Source organism: Streptomyces sp. NPDC008092 (assembly GCF_042957285.1).
Classification (GTDB): domain Bacteria; phylum Actinomycetota; class Actinomycetes; order Streptomycetales; family Streptomycetaceae; genus Streptomyces.
In genome coordinates this window covers 268,208-293,670 of the sequence record NZ_JBIBHY010000009.1, presented here as the reverse complement: position 1 = coordinate 293,670, position 25,463 = coordinate 268,208, and the positions used below count along the sequence as shown (strand labels likewise).

General features: G+C 71.9%; 23 protein-coding genes. 14 read left to right on the top strand and 9 right to left on the bottom strand.

Features of this window, described 5'->3' with window-relative positions:
* The first annotated feature begins 8 nt into the window (after positions 1 to 8).
* Complete coding sequence (locus tag ACFZB3_RS29345; protein WP_391380393.1) at positions 9 to 971, top strand: FAD-binding protein; 963 nt, start codon at positions 9 to 11, stop codon at positions 969 to 971.
* A gap of 62 nt (positions 972 to 1,033) precedes the next feature.
* On the opposite strand, the gene ACFZB3_RS29340 is transcribed toward ACFZB3_RS29345, so the two are convergent.
* Positions 1,034 to 1,978 carry an endonuclease/exonuclease/phosphatase family protein gene (locus ACFZB3_RS29340; RefSeq protein WP_391380391.1) on the bottom strand — a complete coding sequence of 315 codons (945 nt, stop codon included), beginning with the start codon at positions 1,976 to 1,978 and terminating at the stop codon, positions 1,034 to 1,036.
* 195 nt (positions 1,979 to 2,173) lie between these two features.
* Here ACFZB3_RS29340 and ACFZB3_RS29335 point away from each other — a divergent pair, with 195 nt between their 5' ends.
* The gene (locus tag ACFZB3_RS29335) at positions 2,174 to 3,478 is read left to right on the top strand and encodes a DUF6986 family protein (protein ID WP_391380389.1); all 1,305 of its coding nucleotides are present in this window, start codon (positions 2,174 to 2,176) and stop codon (positions 3,476 to 3,478) included.
* 104 nt (positions 3,479 to 3,582) lie between these two features.
* The gene (locus ACFZB3_RS29330; RefSeq protein WP_391380387.1) at positions 3,583 to 5,532 is read left to right on the top strand and encodes a protein kinase; all 1,950 of its coding nucleotides are present in this window, start codon (positions 3,583 to 3,585) and stop codon (positions 5,530 to 5,532) included.
* Here ACFZB3_RS29330 and ACFZB3_RS29325 read toward each other — a convergent pair.
* On the bottom strand, positions 5,478 to 6,275 hold the full coding sequence (locus tag ACFZB3_RS29325; RefSeq protein WP_391380385.1) for a hypothetical protein: 798 nt from the start codon (positions 6,273 to 6,275) through the stop codon (positions 5,478 to 5,480). The genes ACFZB3_RS29330 and ACFZB3_RS29325 overlap by 55 nt on opposite strands.
* Positions 6,276 to 6,389: 114 nt before the next feature.
* Entirely contained in the window at positions 6,390 to 7,475 is a 1,086-nt protein-coding gene (locus ACFZB3_RS29320; RefSeq protein ID WP_391380383.1) for a substrate-binding domain-containing protein, read from the bottom strand.
* Positions 7,476 to 7,688: 213 nt separating this feature from the next.
* On the opposite strand from ACFZB3_RS29320, the gene ACFZB3_RS29315 reads away from it, so the two are divergent.
* On the top strand, positions 7,689 to 8,642 hold the full coding sequence (locus ACFZB3_RS29315) for an ROK family protein (protein WP_391380381.1): 954 nt from the start codon (positions 7,689 to 7,691) through the stop codon (positions 8,640 to 8,642).
* Positions 8,643 to 8,731: 89 nt separating this feature from the next.
* Here the strand turns inward: ACFZB3_RS29315 and ACFZB3_RS29310 are convergent, their stop codons facing one another.
* Positions 8,732 to 10,747, bottom strand: coding sequence for an NPCBM/NEW2 domain-containing protein (locus ACFZB3_RS29310; protein WP_391380378.1), 2,016 nt, complete (start codon positions 10,745 to 10,747; stop codon positions 8,732 to 8,734).
* Positions 10,748 to 11,073: 326 nt separating this feature from the next.
* Between ACFZB3_RS29310 and ACFZB3_RS29305 the strand changes: the two genes are divergently transcribed.
* From ACFZB3_RS29305 to ACFZB3_RS29275, 7 genes are all read left to right on the top strand, one after another.
* Complete coding sequence (locus tag ACFZB3_RS29305; RefSeq protein WP_351711705.1) at positions 11,074 to 11,265, top strand: hypothetical protein; 192 nt, start codon at positions 11,074 to 11,076, stop codon at positions 11,263 to 11,265.
* 144 nt (positions 11,266 to 11,409) lie between these two features.
* Positions 11,410 to 12,450 (top strand): NUDIX domain-containing protein, encoded by a 1,041-nt coding sequence (locus ACFZB3_RS29300; RefSeq protein ID WP_391380375.1) that lies wholly within the window; start codon positions 11,410 to 11,412, stop codon positions 12,448 to 12,450.
* Between the two features lie 257 nt (positions 12,451 to 12,707).
* A complete protein-coding gene (locus tag ACFZB3_RS29295) occupies positions 12,708 to 14,525 on the top strand; it encodes an ABC transporter substrate-binding protein (RefSeq protein WP_391380373.1) in 1,818 nt (605 codons plus the stop codon).
* Between the two features lie 72 nt (positions 14,526 to 14,597).
* Positions 14,598 to 15,584: an ABC transporter permease subunit gene (locus tag ACFZB3_RS29290; RefSeq protein ID WP_391380371.1), complete on the top strand. Its 987-nt coding sequence runs from the start codon at positions 14,598 to 14,600 to the stop codon at positions 15,582 to 15,584.
* Entirely contained in the window at positions 15,577 to 16,497 is a 921-nt protein-coding gene (locus ACFZB3_RS29285; protein ID WP_391380369.1) for an ABC transporter permease subunit, read from the top strand. The genes ACFZB3_RS29290 and ACFZB3_RS29285 overlap by 8 nt, the downstream gene beginning before the upstream one ends.
* Positions 16,498 to 16,532: 35 nt before the next feature.
* Positions 16,533 to 17,624 carry an oligopeptide/dipeptide ABC transporter ATP-binding protein gene (locus tag ACFZB3_RS29280; RefSeq protein ID WP_391380643.1) on the top strand — a complete coding sequence of 364 codons (1,092 nt, stop codon included), beginning with the start codon at positions 16,533 to 16,535 and terminating at the stop codon, positions 17,622 to 17,624.
* Complete coding sequence (locus ACFZB3_RS29275; RefSeq protein ID WP_391380367.1) at positions 17,621 to 18,682, top strand: oligopeptide/dipeptide ABC transporter ATP-binding protein; 1,062 nt, start codon at positions 17,621 to 17,623, stop codon at positions 18,680 to 18,682. Before ACFZB3_RS29280 ends, ACFZB3_RS29275 begins: the two co-directional genes overlap by 4 nt.
* On the opposite strand, the gene ACFZB3_RS29270 is transcribed toward ACFZB3_RS29275, so the two are convergent.
* The 3 genes from ACFZB3_RS29270 to ACFZB3_RS29260 all read right to left on the bottom strand — a co-directional run bounded on the left by ACFZB3_RS29270 (position 18,655) and on the right by ACFZB3_RS29260 (position 21,460).
* On the bottom strand, positions 18,655 to 19,725 hold the full coding sequence (locus ACFZB3_RS29270; protein WP_391380365.1) for a protein kinase family protein: 1,071 nt from the start codon (positions 19,723 to 19,725) through the stop codon (positions 18,655 to 18,657). The two genes, ACFZB3_RS29275 and ACFZB3_RS29270, sit on opposite strands and share 28 nt — an antisense overlap.
* A gap of 10 nt (positions 19,726 to 19,735) precedes the next feature.
* The gene (locus ACFZB3_RS29265; protein WP_391380363.1) at positions 19,736 to 19,930 is read right to left on the bottom strand and encodes a hypothetical protein; all 195 of its coding nucleotides are present in this window, start codon (positions 19,928 to 19,930) and stop codon (positions 19,736 to 19,738) included.
* 174 nt (positions 19,931 to 20,104) lie between these two features.
* Positions 20,105 to 21,460 carry a M20/M25/M40 family metallo-hydrolase gene (locus ACFZB3_RS29260; protein ID WP_391380361.1) on the bottom strand — a complete coding sequence of 452 codons (1,356 nt, stop codon included), beginning with the start codon at positions 21,458 to 21,460 and terminating at the stop codon, positions 20,105 to 20,107.
* A gap of 192 nt (positions 21,461 to 21,652) precedes the next feature.
* On the opposite strand from ACFZB3_RS29260, the gene ACFZB3_RS29255 reads away from it, so the two are divergent.
* Complete coding sequence (locus tag ACFZB3_RS29255; RefSeq protein WP_391380359.1) at positions 21,653 to 22,936, top strand: geranylgeranyl reductase family protein; 1,284 nt, start codon at positions 21,653 to 21,655, stop codon at positions 22,934 to 22,936.
* On the opposite strand, the gene ACFZB3_RS29250 is transcribed toward ACFZB3_RS29255, so the two are convergent.
* The gene (locus ACFZB3_RS29250; RefSeq protein WP_391380357.1) at positions 22,926 to 23,390 is read right to left on the bottom strand and encodes a nitroreductase/quinone reductase family protein; all 465 of its coding nucleotides are present in this window, start codon (positions 23,388 to 23,390) and stop codon (positions 22,926 to 22,928) included. The genes ACFZB3_RS29255 and ACFZB3_RS29250 overlap by 11 nt on opposite strands.
* Before the next feature lie 205 nt (positions 23,391 to 23,595).
* Between ACFZB3_RS29250 and ACFZB3_RS29245 the strand changes: the two genes are divergently transcribed.
* Positions 23,596 to 24,303 carry a WHG domain-containing protein gene (locus tag ACFZB3_RS29245; RefSeq protein WP_391380354.1) on the top strand — a complete coding sequence of 236 codons (708 nt, stop codon included), beginning with the start codon at positions 23,596 to 23,598 and terminating at the stop codon, positions 24,301 to 24,303.
* 10 nt (positions 24,304 to 24,313) lie between these two features.
* Here ACFZB3_RS29245 and ACFZB3_RS29240 read toward each other — a convergent pair whose 3' ends face one another.
* Positions 24,314 to 24,808 carry an FBP domain-containing protein gene (locus ACFZB3_RS29240; RefSeq protein ID WP_391380351.1) on the bottom strand — a complete coding sequence of 165 codons (495 nt, stop codon included), beginning with the start codon at positions 24,806 to 24,808 and terminating at the stop codon, positions 24,314 to 24,316.
* A gap of 78 nt (positions 24,809 to 24,886) precedes the next feature.
* On the opposite strand from ACFZB3_RS29240, the gene ACFZB3_RS29235 reads away from it, so the two are divergent.
* Positions 24,887 to 25,459 (top strand): WHG domain-containing protein, encoded by a 573-nt coding sequence (locus ACFZB3_RS29235; RefSeq protein WP_391380348.1) that lies wholly within the window; start codon positions 24,887 to 24,889, stop codon positions 25,457 to 25,459.
* Positions 25,460 to 25,463: the final 4 nt, after the last annotated feature.

Here is a 25,463-nt window from a genome sequence, read left to right as displayed (position 1 = left end):
GCATTCCCATGGCTGAAGTCCTCGTCTACGTCGATCACGTGGACGGTGCCGTCCGCAAGCCCACCCTGGAGCTGCTGACCCTGGCCCGCCGTATCGGCGAGCCCGTCGCCGTCGCGCTGGGCAACGGTGCCGCCGACACCGCCGCCGCGCTGGCCGAGCACGGCGCCGTGAAGGTGCTGACCCACGACGCGTCCGAGTACGCCGACTACCTGGTCGTCCCGAAGGTGGACGCCCTGCAGGCCGCCGTCGGGGCCGTCTCCCCGGCCGCCGTCCTGGTCCCCTCCTCCGCCGAGGGCAAGGAGATCGCCGCCCGTCTGGCGCTGCGCATCGGCTCGGGCATCATCACCGACGCCGTCGACCTGGAGGCCGGTGACGAGGGTCCGGTGGCCACCCAGTCGGTGTTCGCCGCGTCCTTCACGACCAAGTCCCGTGTCTCCAAGGGCACCCCGGTCATCACGGTCAAGCCCAACAGCGCGGCCGTCGAGGCCGCCCCGGCCGCCGGTGCGGTCGAGGCCCTCGCGGTGACCTTCTCGGCGGCAGCCACCGGTACCAAGGTGACCGGCCGTACCCCGCGCGAGTCGACCGGACGTCCGGAGCTGACCGAGGCCGCGATCGTGGTCTCCGGCGGCCGTGGCGTCAACGGCGCCGAGAACTTCGCGATCATCGAGGCCCTCGCCGACTCCCTCGGTGCCGCTGTCGGTGCCTCGCGTGCCGCCGTCGACGCCGGCTGGTACCCGCACACCAACCAGGTCGGCCAGACCGGCAAGTCGGTCTCCCCGCAGCTGTACATCGCCAACGGCATCTCCGGCGCGATCCAGCACCGCGCGGGCATGCAGACCTCGAAGACCATCGTGGCCGTCAACAAGGACGCCGAGGCCCCGATCTTCGAGCTGGTCGACTTCGGCGTGGTCGGCGACCTCTTCGACGTCGTCCCGCAGCTGACCGAGGAGGTCAAGGCCCGCAAGGGCTGACCGCCGCCCCCAGGCTGTCCGAGGCCCCCGTGACCGGTTCCGGTCACGGGGGCCTCGCCGTGTCACCGCAGGCTCAGCGAGACCTGCACGGGCAGGTGGTCGCTCGGGAACTGGCCCTGCCACGAATAGGTGTCCATCGTCGCCCGGTGCGTGGTCACCCCCGGCGAGGTCAGGATCCAGTCGATCCGGTCGCCGTCCGGCTTGAGCCGGTGGTAGCCGTGGAAGGTCGCGTACTGGGGGCCGCGGTGCTCCGCCGCGTCCCAGGTGTCGACGAGCCCCGAGTCCACCAGGGTGTCGTAGGCCCGGTTCCGGTGGGCGTAGGCGTTGAAGTCCCCGGTCACCACGACCGGCAGTTTCGGGTCGAACTCCGCGATCCGCCGCACCAGGAGGGTGGCGCTGCGCTCGCGGGCGTACTGGCTCTTCTGGTCGAAGTGGGTGTTGGCGACGTAGAACTCCCGTCCGTCGTCGGCGAGGTCGCGGAAGCGGACCCAGGTGACGATGCGGGGGAAGGCGGCGCCCCAGGTGTTGGAGCGGATCACCTCCGGGGTGTCGGAGAGCCAGAAGGTGTAGTGCTCCAGCGGTTCCAGGCGCCGGAGGTCGTAGTAGATCGCGGTCGACTCGTCCCGGCTGCCGCCCTCGCGGCCGGTGCCGACCCAGTCGTAGTGCGGTCCGAGGTCGCTGTCGATGTCCCGCAGCTGCTGGTAGAGACCCTCCTGGGTGCCCATGACCTGGGGCTGTGCGCGGCGCAGCAGTTCGGCCATCACGGGCCTGCGGTCGGCCCAGCTGTTGGGTTCGGCGGTACTGGCGTACCGCAGGTTGAAGGTCATGACGTCGAGGCGGGGCGCCGGCCGGGACTGTGCCGCGCGGGTGGTGGCCCGGCGGACCCGGGACATGGCGGAGGAGGCGGAGGAGGTGGTGATCGCGGCACTGGAGAGGGGCACGGTGACCGCTGCGGCCAACAGGGCCTGCAGTCCCAGCCGGCGGGTGACTCGGCGCTGGTTCGGCACGACGGCTCCTTCAGGGGGCACAAGCCGGACGGGCGGGCGTTGAGCAGTCTGATACCCAGGTGTGTGATGAGCGTGAACATGCCCAGATGGGGGCGTGTCGCCCTGTGGACACGGTGTTGACCGCCGCGAAGGCGCCCGGATACCTTCATTCAACGGATTGTTGATTCCGTACAGTGGAAAACAGGAGGGTGCGGGATGGGCCAGAGTCGGCAGGAGAAGGTGGCTACGAGCCTCGCGGGCGCCGTCAGCGAGGAGATCAGCGCCTCCCTGGCACCCGTCGACGCCGAACTGGAGCGCCGCTATCCGGGTGATCCGGGGACCCGTCAGCCCGTCCACACCGTGTACGTCCCCGGCGACGCCTTCACGGTCGGCACGATCCGCTCCTGGGGTGACCAGGCCCTCGCCGCCCTCGACGAACACGCCCCCGACGCCGCCGCCTTCGCCGCCGTCCTCGGCCTGCCGGACGACCTCGCCGAGCCCGTCCACTCCCGGGTCCGCGCCAAGCTGGAGCAGGAGCCGATCGAGGACCTGCGCGTCGACTTCGAGGACGGCTACGGCCCCCGCCCCGACGCCGAGGAGGACGAGACGGCCGCCCGCGCCGCCCGGCTGATCGCCGAGGCGTACACCGAGGGCACGGCGGCCCCGTACATGGGCATCCGGATGAAGTGCATGGAGGCCGCGGTCCGCGACCGGGGCATCCGCACCCTCGACATCTTCCTCACCGGGCTGATCGAGGCCGGCGGCCTGCCCGACGGGCTGGTGCTCACCCTGCCCAAGGTGACCTACCCCGAACAGGTCACCGCGATGGTCCGGCTCCTGGAGGCCTTCGAGAAGGCCCACGGACTGGAGCCCGGCCGGATCGGGTTCGAGATCCAGATCGAGACCAGCCAGGCCGTCCTCGCCACCGACGGCACCGCCACCGTCGCCCGGATGATCCAGGCCGCCGAGGGCCGCGCCACCGGACTGCACTACGGCACCTTCGACTACAGCGCCTGCCTCGGGGTCTCCGCCGCCTACCAGGCCAGCGACCACCCGGCCGCCGACCACGCCAAGGCCGTCATGCAGGTCGCCGCCGCCGGCACCGGCGTACGGGTGTCGGACGGCTCCACCAACGTCCTGCCGGTCGGCCCGACGGACCGGGTGCACGACGCCTGGCGGCTGCACTACGGCCTCACCCGACGCGCCCTGGCCCGCGCCTACTACCAGGGCTGGGACATGCACCCCGGTCACCTCCCGACCCGGTACGCGGCCGTGTTCGCCTTCTACCGGGAGGGCCTGGAACAGGCGGCCGACCGGCTCGCCCGGTACGCCGACCGCGCCGGCGGCGACGTCATGGACGAGCCCGCCACCGCCAAGGCCCTCAGCGGTTACCTGCTGCGCGGCCTCGACTGCGGCGCCCTCGACGACGCCGAGGTGGCCCGGCTGACCGGTCTGACCCGGGCCGGCCTGGAGGGCTTCGCGATGCCCCGGCGCGGCGGCCTGACGGCCTCCGGGAAGTAGCGCGTACCGGTCAAGTCACAGCTTTTCCAGCCGACTTGAACCGACCCTGTCATTGCCCCGTACTCTGGTGCGCCATTCACGGACGTGTCTTGAGGAACGGGGCAGTGGTGTCGGGTTCGTACGGACAGGCTGACGGGACCGGTCGCCTGCTGGCAGGGCGGTACCGGGTCGTGGCCCGGCTCGGGCGCGGTGGTATGGGTGTGGTGTGGCGCGCCGTCGACGAGGTCCTCGGCCGTGAGGTCGCCGTCAAGGAACTGCGCGCCTACACCGACAGCGCCGGAGCCGAACTGGCCGACCTGCGGCTGCGGATGCAGCGCGAGGCGCGGGCCGCCGCCCGGGTGCGGCATCCCGGGGTGGTCATCGTGCACGACATCGCCGAGGTCGACGGCCGCCCGCTGATCGTCATGGAACTGGTCGACGGGCCCTCCCTGGACGACCTGCTGCGCGAGCGCGGCACGCTCGGGGCGCAGGAGGCCGCCCGCGTCGGCGCCGAGGTCATGGACGCCCTGGCCGCGGCCCACCGGGTCGGCGTCCTGCACCGCGACGTCAAGCCCGGCAACATCCTCCTGGACCGCTCGGGCCGGGTCGTCCTGACCGACTTCGGCATCGCCACCATGGCAGATCCCGGCGACGGCTCCGCCACCCAGCTGACCGGCAGCGGCGAACTCGTCGGTTCCCTCGACTACCTGGCGCCCGAACGGGCCAAGGGCGCCGCCCCCGGGCCGGCCTCCGACATCTGGGCTCTCGGCGCCGCCCTGTACGCGGCCGTGGAGGGCGACTCGCCCTTCCGCCGCACGTCCACCTTCTCCACGCTCACCGCGATCATCGACGAGCCCCTCCCGGAGCCCCGCAGGGCCGGCCCGCTGGCCCCCGTCCTGCGGCGCCTGATGGACAAGCTCCCCGACGCGCGCCCGGACGCGGAGGAGGCCTGCGCGCTGCTGCGGGCGGTGGCGCGGGAACCGGTCCCGGACAAGCCGACGACGGTCCTGCGGGAGCCCGCTCGGCCGGAGACCGGAACCGGCGTACCGGCGGTGCCCACGGGGTCCGCGGCCGCCGGGGGCGCCGGAGGCGCGGACGAGCAGCGCGCCGAAGGGGCGGTGGCCGGACCCGCGCAGGGGCTCGCCGAAGGGGATGTGGAGGGGCCCGTGCACGGGTTCGCCGCGAGGGCCGTGGAGGGCTCCGCCCGGGAATCCGCCGCCGGGGCTGCTCCGGAGCCCGCCGACGGGCGTCCGGTCCCCGTACCCGCTGCCGGACCCGCCGCGGGAGCCGCAACCCCGGAGCCCGGTTTCCTCGCCGCCGCGCGAAGATTAGATGCCGCGCCCGGACCGGGCGCACCGGACGAACAGCTGAGCCCCACCGGGCCGATCCGCACCCGCCGTCGGGCCCGGATGCTCGTGGTGGTGTCCGCGGCCGTCGTCCTCACGGCGACCGGGCTGACCGTCGCCCTGCACAACGACGGCGGGCAGACGGCGAAGCCGGACGCGGGGCCGCCCGCCCCGACCGTCACCGGCGCCTCGGAGAGCGGCCGCGGCTCCGGTGCCGGCCACCGGGCCGGGGCCGATCCCGTGGGGCAGGGCGAGGAGACGGGCGCCGTCCCCGTCTCCGGTGCCACGCGCTCCGCCGGAGGCGCACCGGCGGGCCCGGCGGACCGCGCCTCCGTCACACCGTCCGCGGCACGGACCTCCGGCCCCAGCCCCTCCGGCGGTTCCGGTACCGCCGGGGCCACCGCCCCCGCCACCGCGACGGCCAGTGCCTCCGCCACCCCCGTCCCGGTCTGCGTGTCCGCAGGAGACGGCACGTACACCTGCCGGGTGCGCAACGGCGGCGCCAAGTCCTACACCGCCGACGGCGTCAAGGCCGGCAAGGTCCGCCAGGGCGTCCACGCGTTCTACTGCCAGGCCGACCTGGGCCGCCGGGAGACTCACGGGCAGCGGACCAACGTCTGGTGGGCGCTGACCGATGACGACAAGGGCAACACCGGCGTGTACATCAGCGACGTCTACATCAAGGGCGGCACGAACGACGAGCCGCTCCCCGGACTCCCCGTCTGCTGACCGCGGACGTACCGCTCCAGACCCGACGCGACCGCCCACCTCCGCTCCGCGAACAGCCGGGTGCCCCGCCCGCACAGCGCCGCGTCGGATCGCGCCCGCGCGCAGAACTGCTCGGGTGTGACACCGAACAGCTCTCTCAACTCGGCATCCTCGGAAAGGAGTTCGGTGAGGAGGGCGCGCTCGCCGGGATGGCGGCGGGGCGCGCCGGTGCCGTCGTGCAGCACGCCGTGCCGGTTGACGTACGCGTGCACACCGGGGAGCGTCGTGCCGTCCGCGAGAGTGGCGCGGACGGCCGGGGCGGGCAGCCAGGCCCGCTCGAAGTTGCCGTTCGGCAGCGGTACGCCCTCGCTCGCGTCGACCACCTCCAGCTGCCGCCCGTCCAGCCAGAGGACGAACAACTCCCGTACCGCGGAAGGGGATGCGACCGGGGACGCCGACACGTAGCCGAGGCGGCTGACATGCGCGGAGACGCCCACGTCGAGGCCGCGCACCCGGGCGCGCACCATGGGGATGGCGCCGTCGACGCCGAACTCCGCCATCTTGTGCCGGAGTTGGGCGGGTGAGGCGTTGGAGCCGACCGCGAGCACCGGTACCCGGTCCTCGTCGTGCACCAGACGTTCGAGCGGCAGCAGCCGGTCGCCGTCGAGCAGCCCGGAGTCGGGCGGCCAGACACCGGGGTAGGCCAGCGGATGGTCGCGCGGCGCCTCGTCGAGGCCCAGTTCGGCGAGCGTACGGCCGGTCACGGGCGGCCCGGTCCGGCGGGCGCAGGACAGGGCGTCGTCCGGCGCGGTCCGGCGGGCATCGGGCAGGTGGCGGTGCCGCTCGGCCCCGTGCGCGTCCTGACCGGCATGCGCGGCTCAGTCCGCCGGGGGCAGCTCGCCCGAGCCGCGGGTGATCAGCCTGGTCGGCAGTTCGATGCGTTCCGGCGGCATGAGGGTGCCGTCCAGCTGGCGGAAGAGCCGCTCGGCGGCCGTGCGGCCGAGCAGCGCCGCGTCCTGGGCGACGACCGTGAGACCGGGGTGCAGCAGATCGGCGAGTTCGATGTCGTCGAAGCCGACGAGCGCGACCGGGCGGCTCTGTTCGGCGAGGACGCGGATCACGGTGACGGAGACACGGTTGTTGCCCGCGAAGATCGCGGTGATCGGGTCCGGCCCGGACAGCATCTCCTCGGCGGCCCGGCGCACCCGGTCCGGGTCCGTCACGCCCAGGGAGGTCCAGGCCTGCTCGACGGCTATCCCGGCGTCCTCCATCGCCGCCTGGTAGCCGCGCAGCCGCTCGGCCGCCGTGTGGATGTGGGGCATGTCGCCGATGAACCCGATCCGGCGGTGGCCGTGCGCGATCAGGTGGGCGACCCCGTCCCGGGCGCCGCCGTAGCTGTCGGACAGCACGACGTCGGCGTCGATCTTGCCGGCCGGGCGGTCCACGAACACCGTCGCCACGCCCGCCCTGATCTCCGGTTCCAGGTACCGGTGGTCGTCCCCGGCCGGGATCACCACCAGACCGTCCACCCGCCGCGCGCACAGCGCGAGCGCCAGCTCCTGCTCCCGCTCCGGGTCCTCGGCGCTGGAGCCGTTGATGAGCAACGCCCCGTGCGCCCGGGCCACTTCCTCCACCGCGCGGCTCAACGGGCCGTAGAACGGGTCGGCGAGGTCCTCCAGGACCAGGCCGATGCTCGCGGTACGGCCCTTGCGCAGCACCCGCGCGCTGTCGTTGCGGCGAAACCCCAGCGCGTCGATCGCCTCCTGGACCCGGCGCTCGGTGTCCGGGGTCACCCCGGGCTCGCCGTTGACCACCCGGGACACCGTCTTGAGGCCCACACCGGCCCGCGCCGCCACGTCCTTCATCGTCGGCCGGGTCCCGTAACGGGAGCCGGGGAGACGGTCTGCGCGGCGGGAGGTGTCGGGCACGATGCGGCGTCCTGTCCTGTCGTCCACGGGGTGCATGGGCCCATGGATTGTGTCTGGGCTCATGGGTTTGTATCAGGGATACACAGACTCGTGGGTTTGTATGAGGATGTGGCGTCGAGCATAGAGCCTGGACAACGTTGTCAGATGCAAGGGAGACTGTCCACCGCAATCTCCGGCCTGCGCCCCCACCGCTTGACCGGCCCGTTGTTTCACTCGGCTACTCATGGTTGACGGGGAGAACTGAATCTGATGCACACCGACCTCGTGGCGGCCCTCGACATCGGCGGCACCAAGATCGCCGGCGCGCTGGTGGACGGTCACGGACGGATCCAGGCGCGAGCCCAGCGCGCGACACCCGCCCAGCAGGACGGCGAGACGGTCATGGGGGCCGTCGAGGAGGTGGTCGGCGAACTCGCCGGTTCACCCCTGTGGGGGCGCGCCCGCTCGCTCGGGATCGGCAGCGCGGGCCCGGTGGACGCCTCCGCCGGCACCGTGAGCCCGGTCAACGTGCCCGGCTGGCGGGACTATCCGCTCGTCGAGCGGGTCCGGGCCGCCACCGGCGGGCTGCCGGTCGAACTGATCGGCGACGGCGTCGCCATCACGGCCGCCGAACACTGGCAGGGCGCGGCCCGCGGCCACGACAACGCGCTGTGCATGGTGGTGTCGACGGGCGTCGGCGGCGGCCTGGTGCTCGGCGGCAGGCTGCACCCCGGCCCGACCGGCAACGCCGGCCACATCGGCCACATCAGCGTCGACCTCGACGGGGATCCCTGCCCGTGCGGGTCGCGCGGCTGTGTCGAGCGCATCGCGAGCGGCCCCAACATCGCCCGCCGCGCGCTGGAGGGCGGCTGGCAGCCGGGTCCCGACGGCGACACCTCGGCGGCGGCGGTGGCGGCCGCGGCCCGGGCCGGCGACCCGGTCGCGGTGGCCTCCTTCGAGCGGGCCGCACAGGCGCTCGCGGCGGGGATCGCGGCCACCGCGACCCTGGTCGAGATCGACATCGCCGTGATCGGCGGGGGCGTCGGCAAGGCGGGGGACATCCTCTTCACGCCCCTGCGCAAGGCCCTCACCGACTACGCGACCCTCTCCTTCGTCCGGCGGCTGACGGTCGTACCGGCCCAGATGGGCACGGACGCGGGTCTGGTGGGCGCCGCCGCGGCCGCGCTGGCCGCGAGGCCGGACGCGGAGGCGGCGGGCGTCTGACGGGGCCGCCACGCCCCGCAGGAACGTTCAGGCCCGGTCGGCCGGTGTTCAGGACCTGCCGACCGGGCCGCGGGCGTACGCGCGGGACCTCAGCAGGTGATCCGCGCGTCCGCCCAGTCCCCGTGGTCGGAGGTGATGCCGTTGCCGCCGTCGGTGACGACGAGACGGACCACCTCGGCGCCGGTCACGTCGGCGGTGAGCGGCTGGGCGGGCATGTCGGTGGTCAGGACGCCGGTCGAGGCCACCTTCGTGCCGTCCGCCCAGACCTCGAAGGAGACGGAGCCGTTGGCGGCCTCCTCGTCGTCCACCCCGACCTCGGCGGTGACCTTCCCGCACGCCTTGCCGGTGTAGTAGTCGACCTCGCTCTGGGCATGGGTGCCGAGCCCCTTGGCGTACACCACCCCGCCGACGGTGATCGGATGTCCGTCGCCCGCGGCGGTCTCCCCGTTGCTGGTGTCGCGCTCCACCGGTCCCCAGCCGTTGGTGGCCGACAGCCAGGGCAGGTCACTGAGGTAGGAGCTGCCGGCGGGCGGTGGGTCCGCGACGGTCATCGTGACCGTCGTCGCGCTCCGTGCGCGCTCTCCGGCCGGCGACCGGTAACTCGCCCTGAGCTCAAGGTCGTACGACCCCTTCGGCGTCCCCGCGGGAGCGGTCACCTGCCAACTCGTCCGCAGAGCACGGCCGGTCGGCAGGGCGGCGGCCTTCGCCGGCGAGGCCGCCCTGACGGTCCAGCCCGCCGGGCCGGTGAGTGAGACGGAGACTTTCCTCGCCGTGGTGCGGCCGAGGTCGGTGACCGACGTGGTGAGCGCGGACGCCTTGCCGGGCTCGCTGAACCGGCTGCCGTCCAGGCCGAGTTCGACGGCCGGCGGGTGGGCCGCCCAGCGCCGGTCGGCCGCGACCCGCACCAGCACCGTGCCGTGCGCCGGGACGAGGGCGGAGACGGTGCCCGCCGTGTTGTAGCTCCGGTGCCGCCACAGGTCGCGCAGGGTGTAGCCGGCGGCCTTCGGAAGACCGACGGCCGTCGCCGACGTCGCGATGCGCTGAGGGGAGCCGGACTCGTTGAACAGGGCGACGGCGCGGCTGCCGTCCGCCATCTCCTTGGCGACGACCCAGCGCCCGCCCTCCGAGGACACCACCGTGCCCTGCCTGCCCAGCGGATCCTGGTCGACGGCGATGACCTCCTTGTTGTCCAGGATGTCGAAGGTCGCCGGGGAGGCCTTGCGCAGGTCGGTGCCGATGAGCAGCGGGGCGGCCATCACCGACCACATCGAGAAGTGCGAGCGGTACTCGGTGTCGGTCATGCCGCCGTTGCCGACCTCCAGCATGTCCGGGTCGTTCCAGTGCCCCGGGCCCGCGTACGGCGCGAGCGGCAGGTTCTGCTTCAGGATCGACACCATCGAGCCCCAGTCGTCACTGATGTCCCCGGTGGTGCGCCACAGTTGGCCGACGCCGGCGGCCCACTCCCAGGGCTTGTTCTCGCCCCATTCGCAGATGCTGAGGACGATGGGCCGGCCGGTCGCCCTCAGCGCGTCGCGCATGGTGGTGTACCGCAGCTTGGCGTCCACGCCCTGGTTGTTGCAGTTGTCGTACTTGAGGTAGTCGACGCCCCAGTCGGCGAACTGCCGGGCGTCGCTGTACTCGTGGCCGAGGGCGCCCGGAAAGCCCGCGTCGTTGCAGGTCTTGGTGCCGGCGCTGGTGTAGATGCCGAGCTTGAGGCCCTTGGCGTGCACGTAGTCGGCGACGGCCTTGATCCCGCCCGGGAACCGGGCCGGGTCCGGGACCAGCCTGCCGTCCGCGTCCCGTTCGGGCAGGGCCCAGCAGTCGTCGAGGTTGACGTACCGGTAGCCGGCGTCCTTGAGGCCCTTTGCCACGAAGAGGTCGGCGATGCCCTTGACCATCGCCTCGTCGAAGTCCGCGGAGCAGTGCGTGGAGTTCCAGTTGTTGAAGCCCATCGGCGGCGTCGTCGCGAGGCCGTCGGCCGGGGCGGGGGGCGCGGTCTTCGTTCCGGCCGCGGCGGGTGCGGCCAGGCCCGCCGTGCACAGCAGGGCCGCGGCCAGTGCTCCGACCACTCTTCGGCGGGTCGTGCGGGTGTGAGGGTGACGCATCGTTACGCTCCTCCGACTCGCGAATGGTGCGATGGCGCCATGTACGCGTCATCGCGTTGTGCGGTTACGTTAGAACCCGTCGGAGTGTGTTGGATAGAGAGCGGTGATGATGGTTCGACGCTCCAGGTGGGACTCTTCTGGTCCAGACCGGAATGAACCAGGTCATCCGATGTTCCGGTCGGCGGGGTGGAACTCGTGCACCACCTCGACCGTGCCGACGATGTGCGCGTCGGACCGGTCCGGATCCCCGGCCGCCGGGCCGGTCCGCGTTGCTCCCCTCGCGGGTACGCCCGTGACCCCCGGCCGCCGGCGCAGTTGAGACGGGCATGAAGAAGCGCAGCATGCTCGCCATCGCCAGCCTGGCCACCGGATTCGTCGTGGCCGCCATCACCCCGTCCCACGCGGCCGACGAAGGCCCGCTCGGTGACCTGCACGTCTCGGACGCCCTGGAGCACGTCGGCCACGTCGTCGGCGAGGACAGCTTCCAGACCGACCCGGACTTCCTGGGGCAGGAGTAGCCGGGCGGAGCCCGGGCGGACGACGGTGCCGGTGTTCCGGAAAGGGAACACCGGCACTCCGTTTGCGCACCCTCAACGGGAACTGGTTTCCGTGGCAGTGTGGAGCGGGCAAGCCACAGGGGGCCAACAGAAGAGGGGGAGTCCGTGATCGTCTGGGTCAACGGCGCGTTCGGTGCGGGTAAGACCACCACCGCACGTGAACTGATCGAACTGATCCCGAACAGCACGCTCTTCGACCCCGAGCTCATCGGCGGGGCGCTGACACACCTGCTGCCGGCCAAGCACCTCGCCGAGGCCGGCGACTTCCAGGATCTGCCGATCTGGCGCCGGCTGGTGATCGACACGGCGGCCGCGATGCTCGCGGAGCTGGGCGGAAGCCTGGTGGTTCCGATGACGCTGCTGCGCCAAGAGTACCGGGACGAGATCTTCGGCGGCCTCGCCGCCCGCCGGATCGCCGTCCGGCACCTGTGCCTCACCCCGGCGGAAACGATCCTGCGCGAGCGAATAGCCGACCGGGAGATCCCGCCCGACCTGCCCGACGGGGAGATGCGGGTCCGGCAGTGGTCGTACGACCAGATCGAGCCTTACCGCGCCGCCCTGGCCTCGTGGATCAGCGCCGACGCCCATCTCGTCGACACCAGCGCGCTCAGTCCGTACGAGACGGCGGTGCGGATCGCGGGGGCGGTGGGCAGTGGCGAAGCCGCGGTATGTGACATAGTACAAACCCCCGAACCCACCGCCGAGACCGTCGCCGCCGGCGTCCTCCTCTTCGACGAACAGAACCGCGTCCTCCTCGTGGACCCCACCTACAAGGCCGGCTGGGAGTTCCCCGGCGGTGTCGTCGAGCCCGGTGAGGCCCCCGCCCGGGCGGGCGTGCGGGAGGTCGAGGAGGAGACCGGGATACGGCTGGCGGAACTGCCGGGGCTGCTCGTCGTCGACTGGGAGCAGCCCGCCCCGCCCCGCTACGGCGGCCTGCGCCTGCTCTTCGACGGCGGCAGGCTGGACTCCGCCGAGGCCGCGCGGCTGGTGCTGCCGGGGCCGGAGCTGCGCGACTGGCGGTTCGTCACCGAGCAGGAGGCCGCCGACCTGCTGCCGCCGGTGCGGTACGAACGGCTCCGCTGGGCGCTGCGGGCCCGCGAGCGCGGTGCCGCGCTCTATCTGGAGGCCGGCGTCCCGGTCGGCTGACATTCCCTGACGTTTCGTCAAGTCCTCGCCGCATCTGTGATGTCGGCGGGGATTTCGGCGTTTCCCGGGTGTGTATAGGGGACTTTGCGCGGGGTGGAAGGTTCCTGGGGGAAAACGAGGGTGAATTGTCGCCGTCCCGGTATGAACAAGAACATGAAGGAGGTACACGGACGTTCTACCGTCGGTGCGCAGCTCAACTTCCTCGCGGCCGCTGGCCGCCGTGCACAGGCCGGAAAACCTCCGGCTGAAGGAGGGACATGCGCGCGCACTCTTCGGCCCTCACAAGGGGACTCGCACTGACCGCCGGGCTCGTCCTGGCGCTCGCCGCCTGCAGCAGCGGGGGAGGTGGCGGGGGTACCGGCAGCAAGGGCACCTCGGCCGGTCTCACGTCCTGCGCCACCCAGGGCAAGGCCGACACCTGCAACTCGGCCGCCACCAAGGCCGGCGGCACGTTCACCTATGTCATCGAGAAGAACATCCAGCAGTGGAACGTGCAGGACACCAACGGCAACACCTTCGAGAACGCCGAGGCGCTGAGCCCGGTGCTGCCCCAGGTGTACGTCCCGCAGCCGGACTTCAGCGTCAAGCTCAACACCGACCTGGTGAGTTCGGCGACCCAGACGAGCGCCGCCCCGCAGACCATCGTCTACAAGATCAACCCCAAGGCGTCCTGGAACGACGGGACCGCGATCACCGCCGACGACTTCGTCTACTACTGGCGCACCAACGACGGCAAGGACTGTCCGCCGCCGCCCGCCAGCGACTCCACCCAGACCAAGGGCTGTCTGCCGGAGAGCACCGCCGGCTACGACCGCATCAAGTCGGTCACCGGCTCCGACAACGGCAAGACCGTCACCGTGGTGATGGCCAAGCCCTACGCCGACTGGAAGTCCCTGTTCGGCGCGGGCTACCCGTTCTACCCGGCACACGTCGCCGAGAAGGTCTCCGGTGCCAAGGCGGGCGACGCGGCCCACATGACGGCCGCCCAGCTGACCCAGGGCTGGCAGTACTTCCAGAAGAACCCGCCCACCAAGTACGCGACCGCGGGCCCGTACAGGATGACCGAGTGGGTGGACAACGACCACGCCACCTATGAGCCCGACCCGAAGTGGACGGGCACGAAGGCCACCCTGCAGCGGCTGATCTTCAAGGTCATCTCGGACGCCACCCAGGAGCCGATCGCGCTGCGCAACAACGAGGTCCAGGGCATCTACCCGCAGCCCGAGGTCGACCTCGTCAACCAGGTCAAGGCCATCCCCGATGTCACGTACACCATCGGCAGCGGGCTGACCTGGGAGCACTTCGACCTCAACCTGCACAACCCGGTGATCGGCAAGTACCTGGCCCTGAGGCAGGCGATGTTCACGGCGATCAGCGTCAAGGACATCATGGCCAAGACGGTCGCCCAGTTCGATCCCGGCGTGAAACAGCTCTACAACCACAACTTCGTGCCGGGAACCGCCGGTTACAAGGACGTGGTCAGCGCCAGCGGCCAGGGCTCGGGTGACCTCACCAAGGCCAAGAAGTACCTGACCGACGCCAGGTTCACCGGAGTCGGCACCGCCCTGAAGACCCCGGACGGCACGGCCGTCGGGCCCTTCAACTGCCGCTACACCACCGGCAACCAGATCCGGCAGAGCGAGTGCCAGATCCTGCAGAGCGACCTCGCCAACCTCGGGATCAAGGTCACGATCAAGCCGATCGGCGCCGCCGACCTCGGCACGGTCCTGGCCGGCCACCAGTACGACATCGTCGTCTTCGCCTGGGTCGCCTCGCCGTTCGCGATCAGCGGCGCCCAGCAGCTGTGGACGACCGGGGCCGGCGGCAACTACGGCGGCTACAGCAACAAGAAGGTCGACTCCCTGATCAGCACGGCCATCGGCGAGACCGACCAGACCAAGGCCGCGGCCCTGCTCAACCAGGCCGACCAGCTGATGGTGAACGACGCCTACGTGCTGCCGCTCTACCAGAAGCCGACCTTCCTCGCGGTGCAGACCCGGTTCGTCAACATGCGCAACAACTCCACCAACGTCGGACCGCCGTACAACGTCGGCGAGTGGGGCCTCAAGAAGTAACCCCCAGCGACCGGCCGGACCGACTCCCGGCCCCGGAGACCCCGGGGCCGGGCCTCCGCGAGAGAAGACCGCATGCTCGCCTACACCGTGCGCCGCATCCTCGTCTCCCTACCCGTCCTGATCGTCTCGACGTTCGTCGTCTTCCTGGTCGTCGTCAACTCCGGCGACCCGGTGGCCAACTTCGCCACCTCCCGGCAACCGCCGCCCAGCAAGGCCGCCGTGACCGCCTTCGCCCGGCACATCCACGCCGACCAACCGGTCGTGGAACGCTACTGGAACTGGATCACCGGCGTCCTGCACGGCGACTGGGGACCGTCCGTCCAGACCAACCTGGACATCGGCCACGACCTGTTCACCCGCTTCCGGGTCACCGTCACCCTGGTCGCCGCCGCCATGCTGCTCGCCCTCGTGATGGCGGTCGTCTTCGGCGTGTTCAGCGCGATCCGCCAGTACAGCGCCGCCGACTACACCATCACCTTCCTCGGCTTCCTGTTCCTCGCCATGCCCGTGTTCTGGTTCGCGGTGCTGCTCAAGCAGGCCGGGATCTGGTTCAACCAGGAGACCGGCAGCCAGTTCCTCGGCACGATCGGCGAGAAGTCCCCGTACCTCGAAGTCGACACCACCTGGAACGAGTTCACCGACCGCGTCGGCCATCTGATCCTGCCCACCATCACCCTCGCCCTGGTCTCCTTCGCCTCCTGGACCCGCTACACCCGGGCCTCCATGCTCGAAGTCCTCGACAGCGACTACGTCCGGCTCGCCCGCGCCAAGGGGCTGCGCCGCGGCCGGGTGCTGGTCCGGCACGCCCTGCGCACCGCCCTGATCCCGCTCGCCACCGTCACCGCCCTCGACATCGCGATCATCCTCGGCGGCGCGGTCATCACCGAGACGATCTTCCAGTGGCACGGCATGGGCGAGATGCTCGTCGAGGCCGCCACCACCCTCGACGTCTACCGGACCATGGCCTGGCTGCTGCTGTCCGCCGTCGTCGTGATCGTCTTCAACCTCTTCGCCGACCTCCTCTACGCCGTACTCGACCCGAGGATCCGCTATGACTGACATCGGAGCACTCGGGCCGGCCGGCACCCGGACGCCGGGCGGCGACCACGAGTTCACCGTCGCCCAGCGCAGCCAGACCCAGCTCGTCCTGCGCCGCTTCCTGCGCCACCGGGCCGCGATGATCAGCCTGGTCGTCTTCCTGCTGATCGTGCTGTGGGCCTTCGCCGGCCCGCACTTCTGGCACTACTCCTACGCCAGGTTCACCCCGGACAACTCCCGACCGCCGTCCTGGAAACATCCGTTCGGCACGGACTCCTCCGGGTACGACGCCTACGCGCAGGTGATGCGCGGCACCCAGACCTCCCTGAAGATCGCCATCCTGATCGCGCTCGGCTCGACCCTGGTCGGCGCCGTGTGGGGAGCCGTCGCCGGCTTCTACCGGGGATTCGTCGACGCGCTGATGATGCGCATCGCCGATCTCGTGCTCACCCTCCCGCTGTTCGCGATCGCGCTGGTCATCTCCTCCCGCAGCGGCGGCTCCTGGTACTGGATCGCCGCGGTGATCGCCGGACTCACCTGGGCCTACGTGTCCCGGGTGGTGCGCTCCTCCGTACTCTCCCTGCGCGAGAAGGAGTTCGTGGAGGCCGCCCGGGCGCTCGGCGCCTCCGACACCCGGATCATCTTCCGGCACCTGCTGCCCAACGCGCTCGGCCCGATCATCGTGAACGCCACGATCCTGGTCGCCACCGGCATCCTCACCGAGACCGCCCTGTCCTTCCTCGGATTCGGCGTCCAACCGCCCGACACCTCCCTCGGGTTGCTGGTCGCCCAGGCGCAGACCGCGGTCGACACCCGGCCCTGGCTCTTCTACATCCCCGGCGCCTTCATCATCGCCATCGCCCTCACCGTCAACTTCATCGGCGACGGGCTCCGCGACGCCTTCGACCCCCGGCAGCAAAGGGTGCGACAGTGACCGACACCGACACCGGCACAGGGAACGGCAAGGGCATCGACAGGGTGCTGGGGAAGGGCGAGGAGTCCGGTGCCGTCCTCGAAGTCGAGGACCTGAGCGTGGAGTTCCCCACCGAGGACGGGACCGTACGGGCGGTGCGCGGCGCCGGCTACCGGCTGGAGCGGGGTAAGGCGCTGGGCATCGTCGGCGAGTCGGGATCGGGCAAGTCGGTCACCGCCCTGGCCGTGATGGGGCTGCTGCCCGGCTCGGCCCGGGTGCGCGGCTCGGTCCGGTTCGAGGGCACCGAGCTGCTCGGGATGTCCGACGCCCGGCTCTCCGACGTACGGGGCAGCGGCATCGCCATGGTCTTCCAGGACCCGATGACCTCCCTCAATCCCGTCTACACGGTCGGCTACCAGATCGCCGAGACCCTCCTCAGACACCATCCCAGGCTCGGCAGGCGCCCCGCCCGCGCCCGCGCCGTCGAACTCCTCGGCACGGTCGGCATCCCGAGCCCCGAGCGGCGCGTCGACAGCTACCCGCACGAACTCTCCGGCGGCATGCGCCAGCGCGTCGTCATCGCCATCGCGATCGCCAACGACCCGGACGTCATCATCGCCGACGAGCCCACCACCGCCCTCGACGTCACCGTCCAGGCCCAGATCCTGGAGGCCCTGGAGGCCGCCCGCGCCGAGACCGGTGCCGCCCTCGTCCTGATCACCCACGACCTGGGCGTGGTCGCAGGACACACCGACCGGGTCGCCGTCATGTACGCCGGGCGGATCGTCGAGACCGGCTCGGTCGAGGACATCTTCTACACCCCGCGCATGCCCTACACCCTGGGCCTGCTCGGCTCCCTGCCCCGCCTCGACCGCGAGGAGGACCGCCTGACCCCCATCACCGGCTCCCCGCCCTCGCTGCTCAACCTGCCCCCGGGCTGCCCCTTCGCCCCGCGCTGCCCGATGCGCCGGGAGCTCTGCGACAGCACCGAACCTGCCCTGCGCCCGGTCGGATCCGGCGCCCACCGCAGCGCCTGCCACTTCGCCGAGGACCTGGCCGGCACGGCGGCGGGCGAGGTCTTCGACGCCGTCGGCGCCGACACCGAGGCGCTGGCCCGGTTCGCGGACCTGGAGGACGATTCCCGATGACGGATCCGCTGCCCCCGCTGCCCCCGCTGCCGGGTCACGCCGGCACCGGCGACCCCGTCCTCCAGGTCCGCGACCTCGTCAAGCACTTCCCGGTGATGTCGCGGGGCGTGGTCCGACGCCGGGTCGGCGACGTGCACGCCGTCTGCGGGGTCTCCTTCGACCTGTACGAGAACGAGACGCTGGGCCTGGTCGGCGAGTCCGGCTCCGGCAAGACGACCGTGTCCCGGACCCTGCTCAACCTGGAGACGGCCACCTCGGGCTCCGTCCACTACCGGGGCCGGCTCCTCACCGACCTGAGCAGACGTCAGATGCGGCCGCTGCGCCGCGAGTTGCAGATCGTCTTCCAGGACCCGTACGCCTCCCTGGACCCCCGGATCTCCGTCCACGAGATCGTCGCCGAACCCCTGCGCATCCACGGCCGCTACGGTCCCGGCGCCGCCGACGAGGTACGCGAACTGCTGCGCCTGGTCGGCCTCAACCCCGAGCACGGCAACCGTTTCGCGCACGAGTTCTCCGGCGGGCAGCGCCAGCGGATCGGCATCGCACGGGCGTTGGCGCTGCGCCCCAAGGTGGTCGTGCTGGACGAGCCGGTCTCCGCGCTGGACGTGTCCATCCAGGCCGGCGTCCTCAACCTGCTGATGGACCTCCAGAGCGAACTGGGCCTGTCCTTCCTGTTCGTGGCGCACGACCTCTCCGTGATGCGGCATGTCGCCCGCCGGGTCGCGGTGATGTACCTGGGCCGCCTGGTGGAGATCGCCCCCGCCCGGCAGCTCTTCGCCCGCCCCGCCCACCCCTACACCCAGGCCCTGGTCTCGGCCATCCCGCTGCCCGACCCGCGCAAGGAACGCGCCCGGAGACGGATCACCGTCCAGGGCGACGTCCCGAGCCCGGTCCGCCCGCCCAGCGGCTGCCGGTTCCGCACCCGCTGCCCCAAGTTCGCGAGCCAGCTCACCGACAGCGAGCGCACCGCCTGCGTCGAGCAGGTGCCGGACCTGGTCGACCGGGGCGGCGGCAGCCCGGTCGCCTGTCACTACGCGGAGAGCGTGCAGTTGCTGTGACCGTCCGGGTACGGGAACGGCGTCAGCCGGCTCTCCCGCTCCACCCGTCGGCAGAAGACCTCCATGCCGACGGCGAGCGGGGCGTGCCGCACCAGCAGGTCGGCGGCGGCCCGCGGGACGTTCTCGGGCCGGGTGCCGCCCGCGCAGGCCCGCACGAACTCCGCGCGCTCCTCGCCCCGGTACCCGTACAGGGCGGTGACCAGCCAGACCACCAGGTAGTAGAGGGTGTACGCGCGGTCGTAGTGCCGGTGCCGGCCGAAGAAGTCCCGTTCGTCGGCGGCCAGCCGGAAGCGGGAGCTGAGGGCCAGCCCGAAGTCGGTGAGGTACAGCTGTCGGCCGTCCGTGAGGATGTTGCGGAAGTGGGCGTCGAGGTGCAGGAGATGGGTGCCCGAGAGGAACGCGGTGAGGTCCTCCAGCCCGCGGGCCGTGAAGGCGCAGGCCGGGTCCGCCCGGTCCGTGCGTAGTTCGGCGTCCAGCCAGTCGTGCAGGGTGGACGGCACGTGCTCCAGGAACAGGGTGAGGCTCGCGGAGGCGTCCCGCAGGCCCTCGACGCGCTCCCGTACCCCCGTGGAGCCGCCCCAGTAGGCCACGGCCCTGTCGATGTCCGCGAGTTCGCCGGACAGCGGGACGGGCGTGGTGGGCAGGATCCGCCAGTGGTGCAGCAGCGGGAAACCGGGGAACCGGCCCGCCAGCACCCAGTTCGTCGTCACCTCGTGCGCGGCCAGCTCCCGCCAGGCCCCGAACCCCGGGCCGCCGACCGCGCCGATGCCGTAGTGGCAGTACGGCGGCAGACCGAAGAGGTTCGCGGTGGAGCGGGCGTGCCGCGGTTCCCGTTCCCGGTCGGTCAGGGGGATCCGCTTCACGAACACCGGGCTGCCGCCCACCGCGACCCGTACGGTTCTGCCGCCGATCCCGGTGCCGAGCGGTTCGCCGGCTCCGACCAGCTCGGCCAGTTCGGCGTCGCCGAGCAGGGCCAGGGAGGTCGCGATGCCGGTGTGGAGGGCGATGCGGCGCGCGGTGTCGGTCCTCGCGGTGTCGGTCATCCCTCCATGGTCACTGCGGCGGGCCGTAGCTGTCCGCGGATTCCCGCAGTACCTGCGACGCGTCGGCGGTCACCGGGTCCCCGTGGCCGAAGCACGCCGTTTCCGTGTCCGGGGCGCCCGGCCGCCGGAAGGACGCGACGGCCCGCTCCCGGTCGAGGTTGAACACCCCGGGCATCACCGCACCGGTGCCCGGCCCGGCCACCACCGCGTCACCGGTGAGAACAGCACACCGTCCGACGGGAGATGGACGGCGATGCCGCCGTGCGTGTGCCCGCGGACGAGGACCCCCGTCCACGACGAGGGTCCTCCGCGGTGGGCGGAGCGATTCCGCCCACCGCGTACGCCGGCCGAGCGTGGATCGCCGGCCGGCCCGGGTGTGTCAGCCCGCCGCGTAGTTCCGCAGGAACAGTGCCTCGGCCACCGACAGGTGCTCCAGTTCCTCCGGGGACACGCTCTCGTTGACGGCGTGGATCTGCGCCTCCGGCTCGCTCAGCCCGATCAGCAGGATCTCGGCCTGCGGGTAGAGGCCGGCGAGGGTGTTGCACAGTGGGATGGAGCCGCCCTGGCCGGCGTACTGCATCGTCTCGTCCGGGTAGGCGACCGCCATCGCGTCGGCCATCGCCCGGTACGCCGGGCTGGTGGTGTCCGCGCGGAACGGCTGGCCCTGGCCGACCGTCTCGGTCCGCACCCGGGCGCCCCAGGGCGTGTGCGCTTCCAGATGGGCCTGGAGGAGCTTGGTCGCCTCGGCCGCGTCCACGCCCGGCGGCACCCGGAGGCTGACCAGGGCGCGGGCGCCGGCCTGTACCGACGGGGTGGCGCCGACCACCGGCGGGCAGTCGATGCCGAGCACCGTGACCGCCGGACGGGCCCAGATGCGGTCCGCGACCGGACCGTCACCGATCAGCCCGACACCGTCCAGCACCTTGGCGTCCTTGCGGAACTGCTCCTCGTCGTACTCCAGCCCCTCCCACCGCGACTCCGGCGCGAGCCCGTCGACCGTCGTGGAACCGTCCTCGGCGCGCAGCGAGTCCAGGACGCGGATCAGCGCGGCCAGGGCGTCGGGGGCGGCCCCGCCGAACTGGCCCGAGTGCAGATTGCCCCGCAGCGTGTCGATCTGGATGCGGACCATGGTCATGCCCCGCAGCGTCGTGGTCACCGTCGGCAGCCCGACCCGGAAGTTGCCCGCGTCGCCGATGACGATCGCGTCCGCCGCCAGCAGCTCGGGGTGCTGCTCGGCGTACCGCTCCAGGCCGCCGGTGCCCATCTCCTCCGAGCCCTCGGCGATCACCTTGACGTTGACCGGTACGCCGCCGTTCGCCTTGAGCGCGCGCAGCGCCAGCAGGTGCATGATCACGCCGCCCTTGCAGTCGGCGGCACCGCGCCCGTACCAGCGGCCGTCCCGCTCGGTCAGTTCGAAGGGCGGGGTGGTCCAGGCGGCCTCGTCCAGCGGCGGCTGCACGTCGTAGTGCGCGTACAGCAGGACCGTTTTGGCACCCGCCGGGCCCGGCAGGTAGCCGTACACCGACTGCGTGCCGTCCGGGGTGTCCAGTACGGCGACGTCCGTGAAGTCCTCGGCGCGCAGTGCGTCGGCCACCCAGTTCGCGGCGCCCTCGCTCTCGCTCTTCGGGAACTGGGCGAAGTCCGCCACCGACTTGAAGGCCACCAGCTCGGCGAGCTCCGCCTTGGCCCTGGGCAGCAGGGCGGCGACGGTCTCGGCGACCGGATTGGACGACATGGGCACGCTCCTCGTGGGTGCGACGTTGAACTGGTGAGTGGACCGATCCTCCCACAGTGGCCTGCGGCGATCTCCGCCGTAGGATGCGGGGGGACAGGTGACAGGTGTCGGCCTACGGACGCACAGAACCTGGCCTGAGGCTTGATACGGCGTGATACGGCTTCTACGGCTTGATCGGAGCAGCGGACCATCGTGAGCGGCGAGAATTCTTCGGCGGACGACGTGCAGGCGGACGACGCGCAGCGGGTGTGGGACGTCGTCGTGGTGGGCGCGGGACCCGCAGGGGCCTCGGCCGCCTACGCGGCGGCGGTCGCCGGACGGCGCGTGCTGTTGCTGGAGAAGGCCGAGCTGCCCCGCTACAAGACCTGTGGCGGCGGCATCATCGGCCCCTCCCGCGACGCGCTGCCGCCCGGCTTCGAGCTGCCCCTCAAGGACCGGGTGCACGCGGTCACCTTCTCCAACAACGGACGGTTCACCCGCACCCGGCGCTCCAAGCAGATGATGTTCGGGCTGATCAACCGTCCCGAGTTCGACCAGCAGCTGGTCGAGCACGCCCAGAAGGCGGGCGCCGAGCTGCGGACGGGCGCCGCCGTGCAGCGCGTCGAGCAGCACGGCTCGGCGGTCCCGGACCGGCGGACGGTCGCGGTCGTGCTCCAGGGCGGCGAGACCCTGCTGGCCCGCGCGGTGGTCGGCGCCGACGGCAGCGCCAGCCGCATAGGCGCCCACGTCGGGGTGAAGGTCGACCAGGTCGACCTCGGCCTGGAGGCGGAGATCCCGGTACCGGAGACGGTCGCCGAGGACTGGAAGGGCCGCGTCCTGATCGACTGGGGCCCGATGCCGGGCAGTTACGGCTGGGTCTTCCCCAAGGGCGACACGCTGACGGTCGGCGTGATCTCCGCGCGCGGCGAAGGCGCCGCCACCAAGCGGTACTTGGAGGACTTCATCGCCCGGCTCGGCCTCGCCGGCTTCGAACCGAGCATCTCCTCCGGCCACCTGACCCGCTGCCGCGCCGACGACTCCCCGCTGTCCCGGGGCCGCGTGCTGGTCTGCGGTGACGCCGCGGGCCTGCTCGAACCGTGGACCCGCGAGGGCATCTCCTTCGCGCTGCGCTCGGGACGGCTCGCGGGGGAGTGGGCGGTGCGCATCGCCGAGGCCCACGACGCCGTCGACACCCGCCGCCAGGCGCTGAACTACGCCTTCGCCGTCAAGGCCGGCCTCGGCGTCGAGATGAGCGTCGGCAAGCGGATGCTCGCCGCGTTCGAGCGCCGGCCCGGCCTGTTCCACGCGGCGCTGACCGGGTTCCGTCCCGCCTGGCGGGCGTTCAAGGAGATCACCCAGGGCCGCACCTCCCTCGGCGAGCTCATCCGCTCCCACCCGCTCGCCCAGCGCGCCCTCACCGCCTTCGGCCCGGAGCCGGCGGCGAAGGAGAGCGCGCCGACGGAGGACGCGGCCGACGAGGAAGCCGTCACTCCGTGACGGTGACCCGGAAGACGGGGTGGTCGGCGCCGGCCGCGACGAGTTCGTCGTCGGAGGACCCGGCCGTCACCCCGGGGAAGTACTGCTTGACCTCCCAGCCCCACTTCTCCAGGTAGGCCCGCAGCACCGGGAGCTTCTCGGCATCGGGAAGCTCCACCACGGTGAACTGCCGCACCTTCCGCCCCACCCGCAGCTCTCCGCCGCCGGCCACGCGCATGTTCCGCACCCACTGGGAGTTGCCGCGCGCCGAGACCAGGTACTGGGTGCCGTCGTACGTGTGCGGGTTGACCGGGACGCGCTGCATCCTGCCGCTCCTGCGGCCACGCACCGACAGTTCCGCGCTGCCCGCGAGACTGATCCCGTGCCGGGCGAGCCAGCCGACGAGGCTGTTCACGCGGACGGCCACCGGGTTGGCCTCGGCGTAGTACGGCTGGGACGGCTTCGACGACGACATGGTGACCCCCACCTGCTTGGGAGAGCAGTGCTCTCGCTTGACGACCAGTGTGGGGAGATCGGTGATTCATTGCAAGAGCGGTGCTCTCTTTTTTGAGCGGTGCACTTGAATGCGAGAACCGCTCTGGTGCGTGATCGCTGGTCCAAATCAAGTGCACTGCTCCAAAACGTGTGCACCGCTCCGCAAGCGTGGCAAACTGCGCCCCATGAGCACTCCGCAGGGCGCCCGCGCGCGAGCCAGGATGGAAGTCACCACGGCCATCAAGGACGAGGCACGCAGACAGCTCGCGGCCGAGGGCGCGCCCAAGCTGTCGCTGCGGGCCGTGGCGCGCGAGCTCGGCATGGTCTCCTCGGCGCTCTACCGCTACTTCCCGAGCCGCGACGACCTGCTCACCGCGCTGATCATCGACGCCTACGACTCCCTCGGCGAGGCCGCCGAGACGGCCCACGCCGCTGCCGCCTCCGCCGCCGACGCGGCCCCGGCGCACCGCTGGGTCGCCGTGTGCGAGGCGGTACGCCGCTGGGCGCTGACCCACCCGCACGAGTACGCGCTGATCTACGGCTCCCCGGTGCCCGGCTACTCGGCGCCGGACACCACGATTCCGCCGGCGGCCCGGGTCGCCCTGGTCCTCGTCGGGATCCTGCGCGAGGCGTTCGAGGGGCGCGGGCTGGCCCGCACTCCCGTACCCGCCGAACTCGCCCCCGAGGCCCGCCGGATGGCCGACGAACTGGTGCCCGGACTGCCGCCGGAGGTGGCGGTGGCCATGGCCGCGGCGTGGGCCCAGCTGTTCGGGCTGGTGGGGTTCGAGCTGTTCGGTCAGTTCAAGGGGATCGTGGAGGAAGCGGAGCGGGAGCGGTTCTTCCGGCACGCGGCCGCGCAACTCGCCCACGGCGTCGGGCTGGTCTTCCCCTGACGGCGTCCGGTCATCCGGTCACCTTGTCCAGGAAGGCGGCGAGGTTCCCGGCCGTCCGCCGGATCTTCTCCTCCAGCGTGAGCGACTCCGGCATCCGCCCGCCCACGCCCGCGTCCCGCTTTCCCCGCACGTACAGGGAGCAGGCGAGGTCGCTGCAGAGGTAGGCGCCCACGGAGTTGCCCTGCTGCCCGGCCTTCCCCGCCTTGGCGGCGACCATCAGCGAGACGCCTCCGGTGTGCGTGGTCAGGCAGATCGAGCACATGCTGCGGCGGGTCTGCCAGGAGGCGGGGCTCGGGCAGCGCAGTGCCACCGCCCGCGCGGGACCGTCGTCCGGTGCGGTCACCAGGTAGGCGCGGTCGGGTGCCTGGGGGTCGCGCCAGCCGAAGTAGTCCAGGTCGGCCCACGGCCGTTCGTCCAGGTCGTGCGGGATGTTGAGGCGTTTCGCCGCGCCCTTGGTGCAGTTCACGAACGCGGCACGGATCTCTTGCTCGGCCAGCTGTCTCATGAAGCGCACGCTAATTTGCCTAAAGCTTTTAGGCAAATGCATAATCGGTTCAGGCAAGAGCGGATGCGAGGAGCGGCTGTGGCGCGAGCGGGACTGAGCACGGAACGGCTGGTCCGGGCCGGCGCCGAGCTGGCCGACGAGGTCGGCTTCGACCAGGTGACCGTCTCGGCGCTGGCCAGACGGTTCGACGTGAAGGTCGCCAGCCTGTACTCGCACGTCAAGAGCTCCCAGGACCTGAAGACCCGGATCGCCCTGCTGGCGCTGGAGGAACTCGCCGACCGGGCCGCCGACGCGCTGGCCGGACGGGCCGGCAAGGACGCCCTCGTCGCGTTCGCCGACGTCTACCGCGACTACGCCCGCGCCCACCCCGGCCGCTACGCGGCTGCCCGGCTGCCCCTCGACCCGGAGACGGCGGCAGCCAGCGCCGGCGTCCGGCACGCCCGGATGAGCCGGGCCATCCTGCGCGGCTACGACCTGGCCGAACCGGACGAGACCCATGCCGTCCGGATGCTCGGCAGCGTCTTCCACGGCTACGTCGACCTGGAACTCAGCGGCGGCTTCAGCCACAGCGCCCCCGACAGCCAGCAGTCCTGGACCCGCGTCCTCGACGCCCTCGACGCACTGCTGCGCAACTGGCCCGCACCGACCTGACCCC

What these genes read in the sequence shown, in the direction of transcription:
- ACFZB3_RS29290 (WP_391380371.1), top strand. Translation starts at nt 14,598, where the DNA reads ATGCTCGCCTACACCGTGCGCCGCATCCTCGTCTCCCTACCCGTCCTG.
- ACFZB3_RS29305 (WP_351711705.1), top strand. Translation starts at nt 11,074, where the DNA reads ATGAAGAAGCGCAGCATGCTCGCCATCGCCAGCCTGGCCACCGGATTC.
- ACFZB3_RS29310 (WP_391380378.1), bottom strand. Translation starts at nt 10,747, where the DNA reads ATGCGTCACCCTCACACCCGCACGACCCGCCGAAGAGTGGTCGGAGCA.
- ACFZB3_RS29285 (WP_391380369.1), top strand. Translation starts at nt 15,577, where the DNA reads ATGACTGACATCGGAGCACTCGGGCCGGCCGGCACCCGGACGCCGGGC.
- ACFZB3_RS29315 (WP_391380381.1), top strand. Translation starts at nt 7,689, where the DNA reads ATGCACACCGACCTCGTGGCGGCCCTCGACATCGGCGGCACCAAGATC.
- ACFZB3_RS29295 (WP_391380373.1), top strand. Translation starts at nt 12,708, where the DNA reads ATGCGCGCGCACTCTTCGGCCCTCACAAGGGGACTCGCACTGACCGCC.
- ACFZB3_RS29275 (WP_391380367.1), top strand. Translation starts at nt 17,621, where the DNA reads ATGACGGATCCGCTGCCCCCGCTGCCCCCGCTGCCGGGTCACGCCGGC.
- ACFZB3_RS29270 (WP_391380365.1), bottom strand. Translation starts at nt 19,725, where the DNA reads ATGACCGACACCGCGAGGACCGACACCGCGCGCCGCATCGCCCTCCAC.
- ACFZB3_RS29250 (WP_391380357.1), bottom strand. Translation starts at nt 23,390, where the DNA reads ATGTCGTCGTCGAAGCCGTCCCAGCCGTACTACGCCGAGGCCAACCCG.
- ACFZB3_RS29345 (WP_391380393.1), top strand. Translation starts at nt 9, where the DNA reads ATGGCTGAAGTCCTCGTCTACGTCGATCACGTGGACGGTGCCGTCCGC.
- ACFZB3_RS29335 (WP_391380389.1), top strand. Translation starts at nt 2,174, where the DNA reads ATGGGCCAGAGTCGGCAGGAGAAGGTGGCTACGAGCCTCGCGGGCGCC.
- ACFZB3_RS29320 (WP_391380383.1), bottom strand. Translation starts at nt 7,475, where the DNA reads ATGCACCCCGTGGACGACAGGACAGGACGCCGCATCGTGCCCGACACC.
- ACFZB3_RS29240 (WP_391380351.1), bottom strand. Translation starts at nt 24,808, where the DNA reads ATGAGACAGCTGGCCGAGCAAGAGATCCGTGCCGCGTTCGTGAACTGC.
- ACFZB3_RS29245 (WP_391380354.1), top strand. Translation starts at nt 23,596, where the DNA reads ATGAGCACTCCGCAGGGCGCCCGCGCGCGAGCCAGGATGGAAGTCACC.
- ACFZB3_RS29260 (WP_391380361.1), bottom strand. Translation starts at nt 21,460, where the DNA reads ATGTCGTCCAATCCGGTCGCCGAGACCGTCGCCGCCCTGCTGCCCAGG.